We start from the raw sequence: 19175 nt of genomic DNA on the forward strand, positions 1-19175 counted from the left end.
CCCCGGGACGGGGCCCGGAGGCTCGCACAGCAGCGAACACCGCACACACCGAACACGAGGAGAACTCGCGTGGCAGCCGACAGCACAGGGGCGACGGGCGCGTACGCGGCCGCGGGCGTCGACATCGCCGCCGGTGAGCGCGCCGTCGACCTGATGAAGCGTCACGTCGCGCGCACCCGCAGGCCCGAGCAGGTCACCGACGCCAGTGGTTTCGCCGGCCTGTTCCGTCTGGACACGGCCAAGTACAGGGACCCGGTCCTGGCCACCTCCACTGACGGCGTCGGCACCAAGGTCATGCTCGCCCAGCAGATGGACAAGCACGACACCATCGGTATCGACCTGGTGGGGATGGTCGTCGACGACCTGGTCGTCAGCGGCGCCGAGCCCCTCTTCATGACCGACTACATCGCGACCGGCGCCGTGGTGCCCGAGCGGGTGGCCGAGATCGTCGGCGGCATCGCCGAGGGCTGCCACCAGGCGGGGTGCGCGCTCATCGGCGGCGAGACCGCCGAGCACCCGGGCGCGATGGACCCGGAGGAGTACGACCTGGCCGGCGCCGGTACGGGTGTGGTCGAGGGTGACGCCATCCTGGGCCCGGACCGGGTGCGCGAGGGCGACGTCGTGATCGCGATGGCCTCCTCGGGTCCGCACTCCAACGGCTACTCGCTCATCCGCCACATCGTGGACCAGGCCGACCTCGACCTGTACTCCGAGGCACCCGAACTGGGCGGTGTCCTGGGCGAGGTGCTGCTCACCCCGACCCGCGTCTACGCGAAGGACTGCGTGGCGCTGACCTCCGAGGTCGAGGTGCACGCGTACTCGCACATCACCGGTGGTGGTCTGGCCGCGAACCTGTCCCGGTCGCTGCCGGAGGGCCTGGACGCCGAGCTGGACCGCTCCACGTGGGCGCCGTCGCCGGTCTTCGGCTACCTGGCGGAGAAGGGCTCGGTCAGCCGCGAGGACATGGAGGCCACGTTCAACATGGGCGTGGGCATGGTGGCGGTCGTCGCCGAGGACGACGCCGATCGTGCGCTGAGCGTGCTGGCCGGGCGCGGCGTGGAGGCCTGGCGCCTGGGCGTGGTGAAGGGCGGTTCCGGACGGGCCGTGCTGAGCGGCGAGTACCGGAACGGCTAGGCGGGTCGGTTCGCGCCCGAAGGACGCGAACATAGCCGGTGCGAACCACCGCAGTGGTTCGCACCGGCTATATCCACCTGTCCGCGACGACCCCCCGACGGAGAGCCGTGACCGCTACAGGTCAGCGGTTGTTGTCCGAGCGACCCGAAAGACTCGACGGTTCCGACGTCTACTTGTCGGAGTCCGAGTACTTGTCGGCAAGATCCGCGTAGCGGTCGACCAGGTCGTCCTGAGGTTCCGTGTAGGAATCGTCCGGACCCGACGGCCCGGAGGGAGACCCCTCGTCCTCAGCGACACCCAGCTCCGACCGCAGCCGCTCAAGGTCGGTCCCACCGGAGCTGTACTTGAGCTTCCGGGCGACCTTCTGCTGCTTGGCCTTGGCTCGGCCGCGCCCCATTGGCTCGACCCCCTCAACGATTGGGTTCCGACGAACCCCAGATCACTTACTAACCCGCACTACCAGGCTGACGGCCGTCAAACGCGACTGACGTCTGGCGCCAGCTTACGTACACATACAACCGTACCTGGTCGGACCCCACCGTGCCTACGCCACCCGGGTGTGACGGATGTGGTGTGCGCACGGAACCCCTTCCAGCCTGGCCGTTCTCACGGTGAGTGCCAGACGGAACGATCTGTGCCACGATGCGATCGTGCTGCCCTACACCGCCTATCTGCGCGTCTACCAGCCGATCACGGCCTTCTCCCCTCGTGACCGAAGGTACTGGGAGGGGTACGCGGAGTCCGCGGATCGGCCCAAACGCGTGAACGCGCTGGCCGCGGAGCACGCGGAGAGTCTGGGCAGAGCCATCACGACCCCGCCGGTGGTCGCCCCCGCAGAGGAGAGCGGGAACGCCTACCTGCGACGGGTGAGCGAGCGGTTGTACGTCTGCCCCTGGCAGACCCGCCTGCGCTCATGGCGCGCGTTCGGCGAGTTCGCGGAGTCCATGCCGCGTCCGCTGGTCGAGGCGTTCGTCCCCGCGCGGGAGGCCGACCGCGCCGAGACGGGGTACCGGCAGTGGCGCGACTCCGGGGCTCCGGCGCAACCGGGAATCCTGTCGAGCAACTGGACGATCCCGATCCCGTGGTTCGTCGCCTTCGAACCGCAGGAACGCTGCCTGGTCCTCTCCGCAGGGCCCACCAGGGCCCTGCTCTACCTGACCAGCACGGCGCAGGCCAGGCGTCGACTGGACCACACCGCCGCCGTCCTGCGTGAGCGTGTCGGAGAACACGCGGTGTCCACCTCGGCCGAGCAGCTCACGGAGTGGCTGGCCACGACCGCCCACCCCGATTCCCTGCTCGAACTGGACTACGGGGGGCTCCCGCACCTGCTGAGCGACGAGCACCTCAGCGAGGACCACTCCGTGGCCGAGGTGTCCCAGGCCGTGGAGGCGCTCGCCAAGGGCGAGGGGTCGCGGGTGAAGGAACTGCGCGGACGACTCACCCGGCGCTGGAGGTCGGTGCGCGCCCTGGAGCACGCCAACTGACGGTCATGACTCCGTCGAACTTTCATGGACACTTCACACACCCTGTCGCCATCCCTACCGGGGACCGGGCCTTGAGGGGAGGCGCCACGCCGTGTCCCAACCTGGTACACCAGGTTTCTCGGTCGCACGAATCCGTCTTTTCGCACGTGACGACGGCGGGCGGGACCGCCTGACGAGAACACTCCACCAAGCGCCGTGAAACTGGGCATAACGCCCGATAGGGATCGGCGTAGACTGTAGCGAGTCGACCACGGAGAGCACTCAGAGTAACCAGGAAAGCCTTGCCACGCCAGGGATCCGCGTGGCCCGACCCCTCGGGCACAGCGGACCGGCGCCACGCACGCCACCCCGCACCATCCCGTCCCGAACCGCGACCGACCAGGGGCCCACACCCTCCTCCCCCAGGCCCGGACCCCGGGTTTCGGTCAGCCCCGCCCTAGCACTTCGGATTCTCCGGATCGAGAAAAACGAGGCCCGAGAACGAAGTTTTGACCGAATACGCCACATGCCACTAAACGTGTCGCTAGAATCACTTAGCGTGACGCGGCCACGGGCGGCTTTCAACGGCCTCCCACGTGCAAAGTTGCTTGGAGTGGTCGCGCAAACACCTCGGGTGATATCAATAGGACTCAAGTGGGACTATTGGACATCCGGGCCAAGTGCCAGGAATCAGGCTCAAGGATCGGCACACAGATCCAGGAGGAGAGGCCGTACACATGTCGACTCGCACGCCCGAGGCGGAGCCCCTGTTGACCCCCGCCGAGGTTGCCACCATGTTCCGCGTTGACCCCAAGACCGTGACACGCTGGGCCAAGGCGGGCAAGCTGACCTCTATCCGCACCTTGGGTGGCCACCGCCGCTACCGCGAGACCGAGGTCCGCGCCCTGCTGGCCGGAATCCCCAGCCAGCGCACGGAGTGATCTCCCCGGTCTGTGCCGATTCCGGGGGGAACGGCTGGACGCGCTCCGGCTGCTGACAGATTTCTCAGGGCGGGCCACCCAGACGGGGTGGCCCGCCCTCCCTCACCCACCACGCGCCCCACACGACTCGGCGGACCCGGTCACCCACGGCCACCGCCGGGGAATCCCGGTCACTGTCAGTCCTCGATCTGGTCGTCCATAGCGGTGGTCCGCTTGCGCGCGAGGAAGGTCGCCGCGGCCCCGCCGCCGACCGCCACCACCGCGGCGGTGACCAGCGCCGCGAGGGAACTCCCGGTGGTGGCCAGCCGCTGGCTCGCCGCCGTCGTCTCCCGTTCCCCCTCGCCGCGTTCCCCCTCACCGGGCGCGTCCGGCGCGATGTGGGTGGAGCCGATCGCCCAGGCGTCCGCGAAGTCCACCGCGAACGCCCGCGCCTGTTCGGGGTCGCCCACCTGGACCAACACCGAGAGCGAGGAGCGCACGCCCTCGCCCTCCCAGTCCCCGTCCTCGTCGTCGAAGGCGTCGGAGCTGGTCACGAAGCGCACGCTGACGGGCACCTCGGCCAGCGTCCCGCCCTTCTCGTCGAGGATCTCCAGGGTCTCCTCCACCAGGTGATCGCCGTCGAAGTCCACCACCGGTTCACCGAAGGCGGTCAGTTCCCCGTACTCGAAGGACGTCTCCGTCGCACCGTCGTAGGCCGCCGCAGCGCTGGTCCGCACGTCCCTGAGCGTGAACTCGACCGCGTTGGCGTCGGAGGAGACGGTCTCGGAATCCCCTTCGCCCAAGGCCACCACGTCCTCCTCGGTGGGCGTGGCGCCGGGCTCCTCCGAGGGGTCCTGGAAGGGTGTGTCCGGAGTGGGCCGGTCCGACCACCGGGGTTCCGGGGCGCCGGGCTCGCCCTCCTCGGCCGCACCTTCCCCGTCAGCTTCCTCAGCCGGCGGCTCGGTCTCCGTCTCCGGTTCCTCCGAGGGGGTCTCCTCGGCCCCGGCGTCCGGGCCGTCGACCGGGTCGATCATGCCGAGGCCGATCAGGTCGTCGACTCCGATCCGGACCGTCGCGCTCTCCACCACCGACTGGGCCAGGGCGCCCCTGTCGTTGACCAAGGTGCGGCTCTCCCCCTTGACCCGCGTGAACTCGGCCAGTGCTCCCACGACGGGGTCGGCCCCGGCCTCGTCCTCGGTCTCACCGCCGAAGCTGATCGCGGTGGAGTACCCCGAGACGATGTCACCGTCGCCGACCCAGGCCTGTGCGTTGGCCCAGACCAGCTGGTCGGCCGAGGCGGGGAGCGCGGACACGACCCCGAGCGCGCCCAGGGCGGCGAAGAGGGTGCCACCCGCCAGGAGGCGGCGAGCGGACATTCTGGCGGGAGTCACCACAACACTCCTGTTGTTGCTGGGGGATGACCGGCCCTGGGACCGGTCCCGCCCCGGCGCTGTCGCGGCGGAGCGGGGTGTTCCGACCGGCCTGGCGGCCGGGAGCGGTGTTCCGGGGTGGGGCCTCGCGCCCCTTTCCCGGTCGAGGTACGGGTTCGGTGTGGAGTGCCGTGTGCGGGGCGGTCCACACGGCGAGCCTAGTCGCTTGATCACAAAACGGAAACCGTTCTGTCGACGCGGGGGCGGTGGTTCGCGGGCTCCGAGGGGTCGGTGGCGCACCGTTCTGAGCTGGCGGAACGCGGAACCGAAAGGGATGGCGCACCAGGAGGACGTGACAGGTGGGGGGCGTGGGGACCGTGCCAACTCCGGCGCTCGTCCGGACGCGGGAACTCAAAGGGACCCCGTACGTCCTGCTTTGTTGGGGTACGACGGGGTCACGGACTGCCGCTACGTTTGGGGCATGCTCGTCTGCGTACCAACAGGGCGCCGGAGCCGCGCCACCCGCGCTCTGGCCCTGCTCTCGCTCGCCGTCGTCTGGACCGCGGGCTGCTCGTCCCCTGCGGGCGGCGTACCCGGTACCGACCCGACCGCGGCGCCTCCGCTGCCCGGTCCGGAGGACGGGTCCGGTGCCCCAGGAGATGACGGTTCACCCGCTGACGACGAGGCGGTCCCGCCCGGCGGCGGCCCGCTCGGTGACCGGATCGTGGTCATCGACCCGGGTCACAACGGGGGCAACGCCGACGCCCCGAGTGAGATCAACGCGCTGGTGCCCGCCGGACCCGGCGAGAAGGCCTGCGACACCGTCGGCGCCGAGAGCGTCAACGGCTACGCGGAACACGAGTTCAACTGGGACCTGTCACTGCTCGTCCAGGAACGGCTGGAGGCGGACGGCGCCACGGTGATCCTCACCCGCGAGGACAACGAGGGCGTGGGACCGTGCGTCAACGAGCGGGCCGAGATCGCCAACGAGAACGGGGCCGACGTCGCCCTGTCCATCCACGCGGACGGCGGACCCGGTTCGGGACGGGGCTTCCACGTCATCACCCCCGGTGAGGTGAGCGGGTTCACCGAGGAGATCGTCGAGCCGTCCGCTCTCCTCGCCGAGGACATCCGCCGTGAGTACCTCGAGGGCAGCGAGATCCCCTACGCCGACTACCTCGCGGAGGAGGGCCTGGACGAGCGCACGGACCTGGGCGGACTGAACATGTCCACGGTTCCGAAGGTGTTCCTGGAGGCCGGGAACATGCGCAACACCGACGACGCCGAACTCCTGGAGGACGCCGAGTGGCGTGAGCGCGCCGCCGACTCCATCGCCCGCGGGCTGGCCACCTACCTCCTGCGCCGGTAGGAGCGGACCCGGACGCAAACAGGGCGGGCCCCGGGGATCCCTCCCCGGGGCCCGCCCCGGCGTCGGTCGGACCGAACCGTCCGCGCCGCTCATCTCACACGGCCCGGACGGTGTCGGAACCGGACCGGCTAGCCCTCGTTGGTCTCGGGGGCCTCTTCACCGCTCTTCTTCTTGCGACGCGCCAGGTAGGCGGCGGCGCCACCACCGGCGGCGATCGCGGCACCGGCAGCGATCAGACCGGCGATCGGCGAACCGGTCTTGGCCAGGGGCTGGGCGTCCTTGGCCTCCGTCTTCGGGACGGTGTCGGTGTCGCGCTCCTTGACCGGCGGGTTCTTGGCGTCGTCGTCGCCACCGTCCTCGCCACCATCGTCGACCGAGCCGGTGGTGATGCCCGCGGCGCTCTCGGCGATCAGGAAGCCGGAGACGATCTCGTCGCCGACGCTGAAGGTGATGTACATGTCGGTGACGGCGTCGTTCCAGACGAACCCGGCGTCCTCGGTCTCGAAGACACCGCTGACGGGCTCAAGCGACACCTGGAGCTCGACGGTCTCGTCCTCGACCTGGGCCTGGAGCGTGGACTCGCCGAGGACCCCGGCGTCGAAGCCGTGGTTGACCGAACCGTCCCAGCCCTGGCTGGTGGAGACGCTCGCACCGTTGATGGTGGCCTCGAGCAGGATCTCGCCGCCGTTGTCGACCAGCTCGGAGTTTTCCTCGTCGAGCTCGATGACGTCGGCGGAGGCCGTGGTGTTCTCGTTGTCCTCGTCGTCGTCACCGTCCTCGGCGGGGTCGGCGGGCTCGTCGGACGGCTGCTCGTTGGGCTGCTCGGTCGGCTGGTCCGTGGGCTGGTCGGTGCCGCCGTCGTCCGGGACGTCGGTGTCACCCCCGCCGTCACCGGCCTCCGTGGTGTCGTCACCTTCGGGGGCGTCGTCGTCGCCCTCGTCTTCGGCGGCCTCGGTGTCCTCGTCGTCCTCGTCCGGGGTCTCCTCGTCCTCGTCCGCGTCGTCCTCGGGGTCGAGGATTCCGGGGAGGTCGGCCTCGGTGATGACGATGCGGGCGGTGTCCACGACGGCGGTACCGGTGGCTCCGCTGGAGTTGACGGTGGCGGTGGTGGTGCCCTCAACGGTCAGCCAGCTGCCGATGGCGCCGCTGAAGGAGTCCGAGACCGTCTGGTCCTTGGTGATGTAGGTCTGCGTGGGGCTGGAGGCGCCCAGGGCCGAGGCGTAGCCCCACCCGTAGGTGTCGGCGTGGGCGGGCGAGGCGGCAGCCAGGGTGAGGGCGCCCAGCGCGGCGAAGGCGGCACCGCCCTGGAGCACGCGGCGTGCGGAGATTCGAGAAGCGTTCTTCAAGATCAATCCTCGTTTGGATCATCCAGGCCCACATGAGTCGGGGCCAGGCCTGGTCTGGGCTTCCACCGCCGGAACACAAAGGCGGGAAGTCTCGGAACGCGGAATCACGGACCAGGGTCGAATGGGGGACGGCCAAGGCACACAGAAGCCCGTGACCTGCGGAAATAGAGAGCGTGCACGGTTTCGGCCCGCAGAGGGCAAGAGCCGGAAGAACCGGCCGAGTTGCTTTCCATTCCCTATGGAGACAATACAGTCACCACAAAGATCAAATACATGATCACTGATATCGAAAAGGTCACGATGGATCTTCGAACGCACTGAGTAATCGCCATCGACAATTCCAGTCATTCTTTTTGGTTCCGGTAAACCTTCACCGGAATGGGGCGTCTTACAAGGAAGACCGCGCCCGAGAGGACGCCTGGTCACGGCCGGAGTCACGTCCACACCCGGCCAGAACCACCGGTCGTGTGGCGCACGCCACGTCCACTCGGCATAATGCAGGCCATGAGTCTCCCCCGGCCCTTCCGCGCCCGCGTTCTGTTCGAGTCCCCACGCGGCAGAGGACGCCTGCGGGCCACCTCCCGCCGAACACCGGCGTCCGACCGGGCGGCCCCGGACTCACACGCGGATGCGTGATACCGCACCTACGAACCTCGTGAACTGCACAATGGGGACCATGCCTCTGACACCGGCGGACATCCGCAACAAGAAGTTCCACACGGTGCGTCTGCGCCCGGGCTACAACGAGGAGGACGTCGACGCGCTCCTCGACCGGATCGAGGCGACACTGGTGGCGCTGGAGGGCGGTCCGCGCACGGGCCCGTTGCTCACCGCGGACGAAATCCGCAACTCCCGGTTCCGCACCACCCGGATGAGCCCCGGCTACCGCGAGGACGAGGTGGACGACTTCCTCGACCTCGTCGTCGCCGACCTCGCCGGACGCGGCCTGGGCCAGCCCGCCTCGCCGCCTCCCCTGCCTCCGGGTGCAGGCCAGGCCGACCCCGGACAGCCCCACCCCGGCCAAGGGCAGGGGTACGCGGACCCGAACCGGACCGACCTGCCGTCCGACGGTCCGGGGATGGCTCCCCGGGACATCAGGGAGAAGCGCTTCGCCACCACCCGGCTGACCACCGGCTACAACGAGCAGGAGGTGGACGACTTCCTGGACCGCGCCGAGTACAGCCTGGAGGTCCTCCTCCAGGGGCGCCCGGACCGGGCCACGCTCACCTCCGCCGAGGTGGAGCGGGTCCAGTTCGCCACCACACGGGCCCGCCCCGGGTACGACCCGGCGCAGGTGGACCAGTTCCTGGACGAGCTCGCCGAGGAGTTCCGCCGCCACGAGCGCTCCTGAGCCCGGACACGCCGCCCCCGCCACACCACACAAAGGAAAGCGGAAAGTAATATTTGTGCACAGGGAGTAGTCATTCCCTGTCAAGGGCGGCCCGAGGGGAGCAGTATGCGACATTCCATGCCGTCTTGGGGTACCTCCCCGACGAGCACGGTCCAGGGGATTCCAAGCTGCACCACCATCCCCGGACCGTGGCCCGCGCCCCGGCCGCCCTCTCCGCGTGGGCACGCGGCCGACCCGTACCCGACCGACGCCGACACCGACGAGGAGGTCGTCCCGGCCTCGGCACACCCGTGGGAGAGACCGCTGCTCGCGCTCAGCATGACGGTGACGCTGGCCCTGGCGGTGATGCTGGTGAGGCTGGTGTGGTCAGCCTCGGGTTCCCTGCTGTGGACGGCCCTGGCGCTGGCCACGCTGCCGTTCGTGTGCTGGTCGGCACGTGGTCTCCGGTACGCCCGTGAGCGCGCGGAGTCGGTCCGGATCTCGCCCACCCAGTTCCCCGAGGCGTACCGGGTGGTGGTCTCGCTGGCCCGGGACATGGGGCTGGCCCGCCCCCCGGAGGCGTACGTCCGCCCCGGCCCGGTCTCTGCTCACGCGGACGCCGCCGCCCACGGACTCCGGCGCTACCTGGTGCTGCCGGACGCCCTGCTCGACGACAGGGGCCTCCCGCGCGACCGGGAGGCCCTCGCCTTCCTCGTCGCCCACCAGGTGGGTCACCTCGCCGCCGGGCACACCGGCTACTGGCGGCGGGTGGCCACCCTAGGCGCGGACCTGGTCCCCGGCCTGGGCTCGGCGCTGTCCCGGGCCTGCGAGTACACGGCCGACAACCACGCGCACGCGCACGTTCCCGAGGGGTCCCACTCGGTGCGGCTCTTCGCCGGTGGCCCCACCCTGTATACGCGAGTGAACCTGGGCGAGATGGCCGCCCGGGCACGCACGGACCGAGACTGCTCGCTGATCCTCTACCACCTGCTCTCGCGGCGCCCCAGCAACACCCGCAGGATGGCCGCCCTGCGCGACCGCGACCGCCGCGGCCGGGTGTTCCTCTAGGCAGCGCCCCTGGCCGCCTTCACAGGTGCCATCGGCGCGAACGGCCGCGCTGCGAGCGGTCTGAGGGCGGCGCGAGGACACGCCGCCCGCGGAACTCCCTCCGCTGGGGGCACAGGCGCGCGACGATCGCACCACAGCGCCCCGACCAGGGTGTTCTCGACGAAAAGCGACCCGTGCCACCTCCCGGAGACTTGACGTGTTCGAACACCTGTTCGATACACTGTTCCTTGTGAGTCTCCTGAACGAACAGATCGACGTCCGTTCCACCGACCGTGGACACCCCGCCAAGTTCACGTGGCGCGGCCACACCTTCCGCGTGCGCCGGATCATCGGCGACTGGCCCGCCCGGCCCGGGGCCCCGGGCGTACCGGCCACCCACATCCACCTGCTCCGCGTCTCCGCGGAGTCCGAGACCGGGCACCCCAGCATCATCGACATCTCCCGGGACGCCGCCTCGGACCGCTGGACCATGCGGCGCCAGTGGGGCTGACCGGCCCACCGGACGCGACCCCGGGTCCGACCGAGTCCCCGGGTGGCCCGCCGGGCCGAGACCCGGCGGGCCTGCCCGTCTCAGGCCCAGAGTTCGACTGCGTGCGCCCCCACCAGGTCACGAGCCCGTTCCGCGAACGCGTGCGCGGGCATCGGGTCCAGGCGACGGCCGTCCCGCAGCCGCACGGCCACGGTGTCCTCCACGGTCTCCCTCGCACCAATCACCACCTGGTAGGGCACCAACCGGGCCGCCCTGATCCGCGCGCCCAGACTGCCGCGTTCCGGTGGGGCGACCTCCGCGCGCAGTCCCAACTCCGCGCACCGGTCCACCAGCCGGGCCGCGTCGGCGACCTGCTCTCCGGAGACTGGCACGGCCACGACCTGCACCGGTGCGAGCCAGGCTGGGAACGCGCCGCCGTGCACCTCGATCAGATGGGCCACCGCCCGTTCCACACTGCCGATCACGCTCCGGTGCACCATGACCGGCCGGTGCCGCGCCCCGTCAGCGCCGACGTAGGCCAGATCGAACCTTTCCGGCTGGTGGAAGTCCACCTGGACGGTGGAGAGGGTGAACTCCCGCCCCGCGGCGTCGGTGAACTGCACGTCGATCTTGGGGCCGTAGAAGGCCGCCTCGTCCTCGGCCCGTTCGTAAGCCATCCCCGATCGGTCCAGGGCCTCAGCGAGGAGTTCGGTGGACCGGCGCCACAGGTCCGGAGCGTCCACGTACCTGCCGTTCGGACCGGGTAGGGACAGCCGGTGGCGGGACGCCACGATCCCCATGGCCGCGTGCGCCCGCCGCACCAGTTCCAGTGCCGCCACCACCTCGTCCACGACCTGTTCGAGAGCGCAGAAGACGTGGGCGTCGTTGAGCTGGATCGCGCGGACCCGGCCCAGCCCGCCCAGGACCCCGGACCTCTCTGACCGGTACATGCCGCCGATCTCGGCTATGCGCAACGGGAGCTCGCGGTGGCTGCGCGAGCGGGAACGGTAGATCACCGCGTGGTGCGGGCACAGGCTCGGCCTCAGCACGAGCTGTTCGTCACCGCCGCCCAGGTCCATCGGCGGGTACATGTCGTCGCGATAGTGCGACCAGTGACCGGAGATCTCGTACAACTCGCGTTTGCCCAGGACCGGCGAGTACACGTGCTGATAGCCCGCGCTCCGTTCGGCGGCCCGGACGTACTCCTCCAGGGCGTGCCGCACGGCGGCTCCGTGCGGCAACCAGTAGGGCAGGCCGGACCCGATCAGCGGATCGGTGCCGAAGAGCTCCAGCTCACGGCCGAGCCTGCGGTGGTCGTGTCGAACAGTCATCTCGTTCCTCCTCGTGTGGGGACGAGTGACCGCAAGACGAAGGCCCCGGGGCACTCGCCCCGGGGCCTGTCGAAAACTCGGTTCAGCGCGCCGGGACTGGTTCCGGCGTCGTCGTCACTGCGGCGCGCTGCATGTCGGTCACCGTATCAGCGCTCGTAGTACGGTTCACCGTCGTCGCTGCGGGCCCAGCGGACACGTTCCAGGATGCGTTCGGCCATGGGCGGCATCTCGGACTCGGCGAACCAGTCCACGTCCAGGCTCTCGTCACCGTCGACCCGGGGCCGCCCGCCGACCGGACGGCACCGGAAGGCGAGGTCGAGGAACTGCACCCGGTCGCCGTTGGGGTAGGTGTGCGGTTCCTGACCGATCACGGTGACCAGTCGGTCCACCTCGACCCGCACACCGGTCTCCTCCCACACCTCGCGGACCACCGCCTGCGCGGGCTGCTCCCCCGGTTCGAGGATGCCGCCGGGGGTGGCCCAGCGCCCGTCGTCGGAACGCTGGTGCAGGAGCACGCGCCCGTCGTCGTCGAGCACCACACCGGTCACCCCCACCAGGGGCAGGAGGGAGTGGCCGACGTGCTCGCGCAACTGGGTGACGAAGTCCGGAACGGGCATGGCACCGACACTAACGCCGAACCGGGCGGGTCCGGCTGATCAACCACGCCCACGGCGGAGTTCGGCGTACTCGTGGTCCAGGACCGACATCAGGACCGCGTCGTGCCAGGCGCCGTCCCAGCGCAGGTGCTCGCGCCACACTCCTTCGCGGACGAAACCCGACCTGGCGTAGGAGCGCTCGGCGTGGGTGTTGAAGGCGAACACCTCCAGGGCCACACGGTGCAGACCGGCGGTCTCGAAGGCGTACTCCAGGACCAGGTCGGTGGCCTCCGTTCCGAAGCCCTGGCCGGTGACCGCCATGGAGCCGAGGGCGATCCGGTAGTGCGCTTCCGCGTTGTCCGGGTCCAGTTCGATGAGCGCGCACTCCCCGAGGACCGCGCCGTCCGCCCGCGCGCGAATCACCCAGTCGGCCCGGTCGTGTCGGTGCTCACGCGCCGTGAACACTCGGAGCAGCTCCTCGGCGTCGAACTCCCGGTGGGTGCCAGTGAGCCTGCGGACCTGCGGGTCCATGTCCACCAGGCCGGGGATGAGCTCGTGCGCGTTGACGGCTCCGAGCGGTTCGAGCCGGACCCGGTCACCGCAGAGGGAGGGCTGGTCGCGGAAGACGTCGGGAGGCACCATGATGGGAATCCAACCAGCGCCCCCACACGCGGGCAACGGGTTTTCGAACGGGGGGTACGGGTGGCGGCCGGTACGGGCACGGCGGGTCTGCACACCATTCGCGAGAACAACCTCCGGGCCGTGCTGAGGACCGTCCGCGCGCTCTCCCCGTGTTCGCGCGCCGCCGTCGCCACGGCCACCGGGTTGAACAAGACCACCGTGTCCAGCCTGGTCACCGACCTCATGGACCGCGGCCTGGTCAGGGAGACCGGGCAGACCCCACAGGGTCGGGTGGGCCGCCCCGGCGTCCTGCTGGCCCTGGACGACCGCTCCGTGGCCGCCGTCGGCGTGGAGGTGAACGTCGACTACCTCTCGGTGGTGGCCGTGGACCTGGTCCACCGGGAACTGGCGCGAGGGCACGTGCCGCTGGACGCCCGTTCCGCCGGGGCACACGCCTGCGCGGACCGGATCGCGACCGCCCTGCGCGAGGTCACCGAGGAACCCGCGATGAAGGGCCGCACGGTGGTCGGGGTGAGCGTCGCGGTGCCCGGGCTGATCGACGCCCCCTCGGGCACGGTGACACGGGCACCCAACCTGGACTGGCGGAACATCCCCCTCCGCGACCTCCTGCGCACCAGGTTGGAGGGTTCGACTCTGGCGGAGGCCACCGTCCTGGTCGACAACGACGCCAACCTCGGCGCCATGGCCGAGTACCGGTTCGGTTCCCTGGCCGGTCTCGGCGACCTCGTGTACGTGACCGGTGAGGTGGGGATCGGTGCGGGCGTGCTGACCGGGGGCGAGCTGCTGAGGGGAGCGGGCGGCTTCGCCGGGGAGATCGGCCATCTGGAGCTGACCGCCGACGGCCCGGAGTGCTCCTGCGGGCGACGGGGCTGCCTTGAGGCGTTGGCCGGGATCGGGGCGATCCTGCGCGCCGCCCTGCCCGATCTGGTCGCGAACCGCCCCCTGAACGGCGGGGACGTCGCGGACCTGGTGGACACCGTGGTGGCCCGCGCGTCGGCGGCCGACCCGACCGCCGTCGACGCCCTGGAACGGGCCGGAACCTGGTTGGGGCGCGGGGTGGCGACCCTGGTCAACGTGGTCAACCCCGGGGCCGTGATGGTGGGCGGGTACTTCGTGCCGATGGCCCCGTGGCTGCTCCCCGCCTGCCGCGCGCAGGCCCGGGCCCGGTCCTTCGCCCCCGAGGCGGGCGGGTGCCGGGTGGAGCCCTCCGACCTCGGCATGAGCGCCGCCTCACGGGGTGGCGCCGCCGTGATGATCCACGGCCTGGACTCGGGTGACCTGCCGCTGCCATAGGCGGAACGGCGGGACGTCGGGGCCCTCCCCTGCGGGCTCCCGGCCTGGTCGATTCGCTGGAGCCCGGCCGGCTCGTGCTGTACCCCGACCTCCACCACGACGCTCCCTGGCCCGTTGGACGGTCGGAGATCCACCGCCGACGATCCGGGCCGACCTCGACCAGGCGTGCGCGACACCCGGGCTGGACGAAACGACCCGTTGACAATTAGTTGTGACTCTAGACAAACTGGCCGGGTCCGATGCCCTCCACGGACCGACCCCCCAGGAGCACACATGACCGACCTCCGCCCCACACCCGAGGACCGCTTCACCTTCGGCCTGTGGACCGTGGGCTGGCGCGGCGTCAACACCTTCGGCGACCCGGTCCGCCCGGTCCTCGACCCGGTGGACGCCGTGCACCGCCTCGCGGACCTCGGCGCCTACGGCATCACCTTCCACGACGACGACCTCGTCCCGCCTGGCAGCACCTCCGCTGAACGGGAGGAGATCCTCCGGCGCTTCCGGGGTGCACTCGACGAGACCGGGCTGCGGGTGCCGATGGTCACCACCAACCTGTTCAGCCATCCGGTCTTCCGGGACGGCGGGTTCACCTCCAACAGCAGGGACGTGCGCCGCTACGCACTGCGCAAGGTCATCCGCAACATCGACCTCGCGGTCTCCCTCGGCGCGCGGACCTTCGTGTGCTGGGGCGGCCAGGACGGTGCCGAGACCGAGGCGGGCAAGGACCACCGCGCGGCCCTCGACCGCCTGCGCGAGGCCTTCGACCTCCTGTGCTCGTACGTGCTTGAACAGGGGTACGACCTGCGCTTCGCCATCGAACCCAAGCCCAACGAACCGCGCGGCGACGTGCTGCTGCCCACGGTCGGCCACGCCCTCGCCTTCATCGAACGGCTGGCCCACCCGGAGATGGTGGGGGTCAACCCGGAGGTCGGCCACGAGCAGATGGCCGGTCTGAACTTCGCGCACGGGGTCGCCCAGGCGCTGTGGGCGGACAAGCTCTTCCACATCGACCTCAACGGACAGCGCGGAGTCAAGTACGACCAGGACCTGCGCTTCGGCGCGGGCGACGTCAAGGAGGCCTTCTTCCTCGTCGACCTGCTGGAGCGGTCCGGGTACGAGGGTCCGAGGCACTTCGACTTCAAGCCGCCCCGCACCGAGGACGTGTCCGGGGTGTGGGAGTCGGCGGCTGGCTGCATGCGCAACTACCTGATCCTCAAGGAGAGGGCCGCCGCCTTCCGCGCCGACCCGGAGGTGGCCGCCGCGCTGGCCGAGTCCCGGGTCGCCGAGCTGTCCGAACCCACGCTCTCGCACGGGGAGAGCGTGAAGGACCTGCTCGGGGAGGAGCTGGACCTGGAGGCGGTGGGGCCACGCGGGTACCACTTCGAGCGGCTGGACCAGCTCGCCCTGGACCACCTCTTCGGCGTGCGCTGACTGGGGGGCGCCCCCGGCGGACCGGGGCGTCCGCCCCGGGGGCGCGGGGTCTCGGAGCGTTATCCGGGCAGTCGCAGATCAGCCGCCGACAGTCCCCGGGGCCTCTTCCTGGACGGCGGCGCGCTCATCGTAGAGCCGCGCGAAGTCCCGCGCCCGCTGGCGGTAGCGCTTCGTCCAGGGTCCGAGGAAGAGCAGGTACGCCACGAACAGCAGGGTGAACGTCGCGGTGAAGAAGAAGTCAAAATCCATGCCGCTGAGCAGGTAGTTCATGATCGTCAGCGCACCGAACATCACCAGTCCGACCGCGCTCAGCACGTTGACGGTCTTCGGGGAGTTGATCTTCGCCTCCGCCTGAGCGGCGACCACCCGCGCGATCCGGTTGACCTCGTCCCGCTCGTGGAGACCACCACGGCGCAGCTGACGCTTCGCCTCCAGCAGGTCCACCGGGTCAGTGTCCGGATGCAGGGTCGAGGTGCCGAGGGTCCGGCGCAGGAACTTGGGCATCAGCCACACCATCAGGGCGCCGATGACCACGACGGGGGCTGCCGCACCGAGGAGCACCGGGACGAACGCCGTCCAGTCGTCGAGCAGGATCACGCAGAGAACGAGTGGCGGGAGCAGCGCCATGAGAAGGACGGCCGACATGACCCTGACGGCGTAGGCACGCGGGTTGTTCTGCGCGTAGACCTGCATCTGGCCGAACAGGGCCCTGGGATGTCGGCGAGCGGACCGGGGGTGTGTCGTGTGCTCGTTCATGCCGAACCCACTACCCCGAATTCTCGTTACCAATCCGAGACCCCTTGGTGGGGCCCCGATGACTGACCGCCGCGCGCCCCCGTGGCGGCGAAGGCCTCGACCACGGCCCGGGCTCTCCGCTTGGACCTGAGGTCCTGGGGGACGGCCAGGGTCACCAGGACCACCACGAAGAAGCCCACCGCGAGGAAGAACGTGGACGCGGCGCCCCAGAAGCCGAGGGAGGCGTACCGGTCGAGGGCCAGGAACAGGTTGAACCCGGCCAGGACGCACAGTCCCAGCGTCGTCGGCCACATCCGCTGCCCCCGGACCTGGGCGGCCAGAGCCGCGGCGATCCGGTCGACGGCGGGGACGCCGGTCAGCGTTCCCGCGCGGAGTACCCTCCTCGCGGCGCGCAGGTCGGCGGGACGGGTGCCAGCGGGGAGTTCGACCCTGGACGGCGCCAGGCTCAGGAGAGCGGTGAGCCCCACCACGAAGAGCGGGAGGCCCACGACCCCTCCGAACAGGACCAGGGTGATGCGAGCGGCCGCGGAGAGATCGAGGGCGAAGACGAAGCCCAGGAGGACGGTCAGGAGGAAGAGCAGCGCGATGCTGATCCCGGCCACACGTACGGCGTGACGCGGATCGTTCAGGGCGCGGACCTGGAAGCGGATCAGGGGATCGAGGAGGCGGCTGGGGGACCTGGGGGAGGGATGTGCGTCGTTGATGGCTCCATTGTCCCCCAGAGAACGGGGACGCACGGAGTTGTCCACAGGGCGACCTCACCACCCCGCTTCGGGGCGGTCATGGCCGGGCGACACCCGATCCTCTCCGGGCAGGGCACCGCGCCTGCCGGAGGAGGGCACGGGAGAGGAGGGGCGTCAGCGGCTGTCACGGTCCCGGGAGGGGATCCACGGAACCCTGTGGACCACTAACCAGCCTGGCGTTTGGCCTCCAGGGCCTCCATCGCCGCGACGGCGGTGGCGACGGTCTGGTGGACCGGAACCTGCCGGTGCAGGCCGACCAGTCGGACGACCTTGGTGACGCGTTCGTTCAAAGCCGCCAGAGACAGGGAACCGTCCAGCTCACGGACGTTCCGATAGGCGTTGATGATGACGTTCAGCCCGCTGGAGTCCATGAAGTCCAGGGCGGACAGATCCAGGATCAGCCACGGACCGTGGTCCTCGATCGCGGTCTTGATGTGTTCCTGGAGGTCGGCGGCGGTCGCGATGTCGAGTTCTCCCTCGATCGCGACGATGACGCTGCGGCTCTCGAACCGCGTGCTCAGTCCAAGCCTGTGCACGTTCACTCCTCCCGGCCCCACGTTCAGATGGTGAGGGGTCCCTCGCTTAACCATACGCAGCCCGACCGGGAACGACTACCGGACCCGGCTCCACTCCCACAGAGCCGGTCCGGTGAGGGGAGACACTTGCGCGCCCGAGCGGCCTGGTAAGTCGTTGGACACACACGGTATAAGCGAACCGCTCCCACGGGAATGGCATCGGGGAAGAAATTTTCGCCTCATGGGCAAGAACCCCCTCCCCCATGGGTGATATCTCCCGTTCACCCTGGGTCATATCACGACATGGAACCCGGTCTTGCTTCGTACCCGTCAGGCGTCGTCACCGTCATTCGAGGGCCGGTCACGCCCCGTTCGCCGCTTCGAGTCGTTGTCACCCTGAGTGAAGGAGTCCAGCAGGGACCGCGCGGCCAGGGTGGCGGTGGTCTCACCCGAACGCACCCGCGACTCCATCGTGGGGATGAGGTCGGCCACATCCGCGTCCCGCAGGAACGTGTCCATGAGCTGGTCCCGCACCTGGTCCCACATCCAGCTCACGCCCTGGGCACTGCGACGGTCGGCGAGGGCGCCGTCGCGCTCCAGCACGCGCCGGTGTTCGAGCACGGTCTCCCACACCTCGTCCAGCCCGTCTCCGGTCAGTCCGCTGCACGTCAGCACCGGCGGGCGCCACTCGGGGTGGACCGGCTGGAGCAGGCGCAGGGCGCGGGAGAGCTCCCGGCCGGCCTTGCGGGCGTCGTCGGCGTGCGGGCCGTCGGCCTTGTTGACCGCGACCACGTCCACGAGTTCCAGGACGCCCTTCTTGATGCCCTGGAGCTGGTCACCGGTGCGGGCCAGCGTGAGGAACAGGAAGCAGTCCACCATGGCGGCGACGGTGACCTCGGACTGGCCGACCCCCACTGTCTCGACCAGAACGACGTCGAACCCGGCCGCCTCCATGAGCAGCATGGTCTCCCTGGTCGCGCGTGCCACCCCGCCGAGGGTGCCCGCCGTGGGAGAGGGCCGGATGAAGGCGTCGGGGTCCACCGCGAGGTCGGCCATGCGGGTCTTGTCGCCCAGGATGCTGCCGCCGGTGCGGGTGGAGGACGGGTCGACCGCGAGCACGGCCACCCGGTGTCCGCGCGAGGTGAGCCGGGTGCCGAGCGCGTCGATGAAGGTCGACTTGCCCACGCCGGGCACCCCGGTGATGCCCACCCGCTGGGCCTTGCCCGTGTGCGGAAGCAGGCGCACCAACAGCTCCTGGGCGGCGCGCGCGTGGTCCGGGCGGCGCGACTCCACGAGGGTGATCGCCCTGGCCAGGGTGGGCCGGTGCCCGGACAGCACCCCCTCCGCCAAGGCGTCCACGTCCACCGGACGCCTCCCGCGCACCGCCACGTCCACTCCC

At 70.3% G+C, this 19175-nt stretch carries 19 protein-coding genes; 9 read left to right on the forward strand and 10 right to left on the reverse strand.

Annotated elements, in window-relative coordinates:
- Positions 1-69: 69 nt before the first annotated feature.
- Positions 70-1134: a phosphoribosylformylglycinamidine cyclo-ligase gene (purM, locus tag ADX84_RS14830; RefSeq protein ID WP_049574016.1), complete on the forward strand. Its 1065-nt coding sequence runs from the start codon at positions 70-72 to the stop codon at positions 1132-1134.
- A 169-nt stretch (positions 1135-1303) separates the two neighbouring features.
- On the opposite strand, the gene ADX84_RS14835 is transcribed toward purM, so the two are convergent.
- Positions 1304-1531, reverse strand: coding sequence for a DUF3073 domain-containing protein (locus ADX84_RS14835; RefSeq protein WP_017544226.1), 228 nt, complete (start codon positions 1529-1531; stop codon positions 1304-1306).
- Between the two features lie 253 nt (positions 1532-1784).
- On the opposite strand from ADX84_RS14835, the gene ADX84_RS14840 reads away from it, so the two are divergent.
- Entirely contained in the window at positions 1785-2618 is an 834-nt protein-coding gene (locus tag ADX84_RS14840) for a hypothetical protein (RefSeq protein WP_199776598.1), read from the forward strand.
- A gap of 716 nt (positions 2619-3334) precedes the next feature.
- A complete protein-coding gene (bldC, locus tag ADX84_RS14845; protein ID WP_013155387.1) occupies positions 3335-3538 on the forward strand; it encodes a developmental transcriptional regulator BldC in 204 nt (67 codons plus the stop codon).
- Between the two features lie 176 nt (positions 3539-3714).
- On the opposite strand, the gene ADX84_RS14850 is transcribed toward bldC, so the two are convergent.
- The gene (locus ADX84_RS14850; RefSeq protein ID WP_369801085.1) at positions 3715-4908 is read right to left on the reverse strand and encodes a hypothetical protein; all 1194 of its coding nucleotides are present in this window, start codon (positions 4906-4908) and stop codon (positions 3715-3717) included.
- Positions 4909-5368: 460 nt separating this feature from the next.
- Here ADX84_RS14850 and ADX84_RS14855 point away from each other — a divergent pair, with 460 nt between their 5' ends.
- Positions 5369-6256, forward strand: coding sequence for an N-acetylmuramoyl-L-alanine amidase (locus ADX84_RS14855; RefSeq protein ID WP_049574026.1), 888 nt, complete (start codon positions 5369-5371; stop codon positions 6254-6256).
- Between the two features lie 128 nt (positions 6257-6384).
- Here the strand turns inward: ADX84_RS14855 and ADX84_RS14860 are convergent, their stop codons facing one another.
- A complete protein-coding gene (locus ADX84_RS14860) occupies positions 6385-7602 on the reverse strand; it encodes an LPXTG cell wall anchor domain-containing protein (RefSeq protein ID WP_234003982.1) in 1218 nt (405 codons plus the stop codon).
- A 667-nt stretch (positions 7603-8269) separates the two neighbouring features.
- On the opposite strand from ADX84_RS14860, the gene ADX84_RS14865 reads away from it, so the two are divergent.
- From ADX84_RS14865 to ADX84_RS14875, 3 genes are all read left to right on the forward strand, one after another.
- Complete coding sequence (locus ADX84_RS14865; RefSeq protein ID WP_049574033.1) at positions 8270-8953, forward strand: DivIVA domain-containing protein; 684 nt, start codon at positions 8270-8272, stop codon at positions 8951-8953.
- A 117-nt stretch (positions 8954-9070) separates the two neighbouring features.
- A complete protein-coding gene (locus ADX84_RS14870) occupies positions 9071-10000 on the forward strand; it encodes a M48 family metallopeptidase (protein WP_082206519.1) in 930 nt (309 codons plus the stop codon).
- A gap of 229 nt (positions 10001-10229) precedes the next feature.
- A complete protein-coding gene (locus ADX84_RS14875; protein ID WP_049574103.1) occupies positions 10230-10490 on the forward strand; it encodes a DUF6504 family protein in 261 nt (86 codons plus the stop codon).
- A gap of 80 nt (positions 10491-10570) precedes the next feature.
- Here the strand turns inward: ADX84_RS14875 and thrS are convergent, their stop codons facing one another.
- From thrS to ADX84_RS14890, 3 genes are all read right to left on the reverse strand, one after another.
- Positions 10571-11854: a threonine--tRNA ligase gene (gene thrS / locus ADX84_RS14880; RefSeq protein ID WP_255352575.1), complete on the reverse strand. Its 1284-nt coding sequence runs from the start codon at positions 11852-11854 to the stop codon at positions 10571-10573.
- A gap of 92 nt (positions 11855-11946) precedes the next feature.
- On the reverse strand, positions 11947-12417 hold the full coding sequence (locus tag ADX84_RS14885; protein WP_049574041.1) for an NUDIX domain-containing protein: 471 nt from the start codon (positions 12415-12417) through the stop codon (positions 11947-11949).
- A gap of 39 nt (positions 12418-12456) precedes the next feature.
- Positions 12457-13038, reverse strand: coding sequence for a GNAT family N-acetyltransferase (locus tag ADX84_RS14890; RefSeq protein WP_049574045.1), 582 nt, complete (start codon positions 13036-13038; stop codon positions 12457-12459).
- A gap of 60 nt (positions 13039-13098) precedes the next feature.
- On the opposite strand from ADX84_RS14890, the gene ADX84_RS14895 reads away from it, so the two are divergent.
- Together ADX84_RS14895 and xylA are read left to right on the forward strand one after the other, a co-directional pair.
- Positions 13099-14331 (forward strand): ROK family transcriptional regulator, encoded by a 1233-nt coding sequence (locus tag ADX84_RS14895; protein WP_049574050.1) that lies wholly within the window; start codon positions 13099-13101, stop codon positions 14329-14331.
- Between the two features lie 273 nt (positions 14332-14604).
- Positions 14605-15762, forward strand: a complete 1158-nt coding sequence (gene xylA, locus ADX84_RS14900; RefSeq protein ID WP_049574053.1) for a xylose isomerase — start codon at positions 14605-14607, stop codon at positions 15760-15762.
- A 78-nt stretch (positions 15763-15840) separates the two neighbouring features.
- Here the strand turns inward: xylA and ADX84_RS14905 are convergent, their stop codons facing one another.
- From ADX84_RS14905 to meaB, 4 genes are all read right to left on the reverse strand, one after another.
- Entirely contained in the window at positions 15841-16518 is a 678-nt protein-coding gene (locus ADX84_RS14905) for a hypothetical protein (protein WP_049574056.1), read from the reverse strand.
- 26 nt (positions 16519-16544) lie between these two features.
- Complete coding sequence (locus tag ADX84_RS14910) at positions 16545-17267, reverse strand: hypothetical protein (RefSeq protein WP_049574059.1); 723 nt, start codon at positions 17265-17267, stop codon at positions 16545-16547.
- Positions 17268-17425: 158 nt separating this feature from the next.
- A complete protein-coding gene (locus ADX84_RS14915; RefSeq protein ID WP_017544239.1) occupies positions 17426-17797 on the reverse strand; it encodes an STAS domain-containing protein in 372 nt (123 codons plus the stop codon).
- 309 nt (positions 17798-18106) lie between these two features.
- Complete coding sequence (gene meaB / locus ADX84_RS14920) at positions 18107-19171, reverse strand: methylmalonyl Co-A mutase-associated GTPase MeaB (RefSeq protein ID WP_049574064.1); 1065 nt, start codon at positions 19169-19171, stop codon at positions 18107-18109.
- Positions 19172-19175: the final 4 nt, after the last annotated feature.

Source organism: Nocardiopsis sp. SBT366 (assembly GCF_001083815.1).
Lineage (GTDB): Bacteria > Actinomycetota > Actinomycetes > Streptosporangiales > Streptosporangiaceae > Nocardiopsis > Nocardiopsis prasina.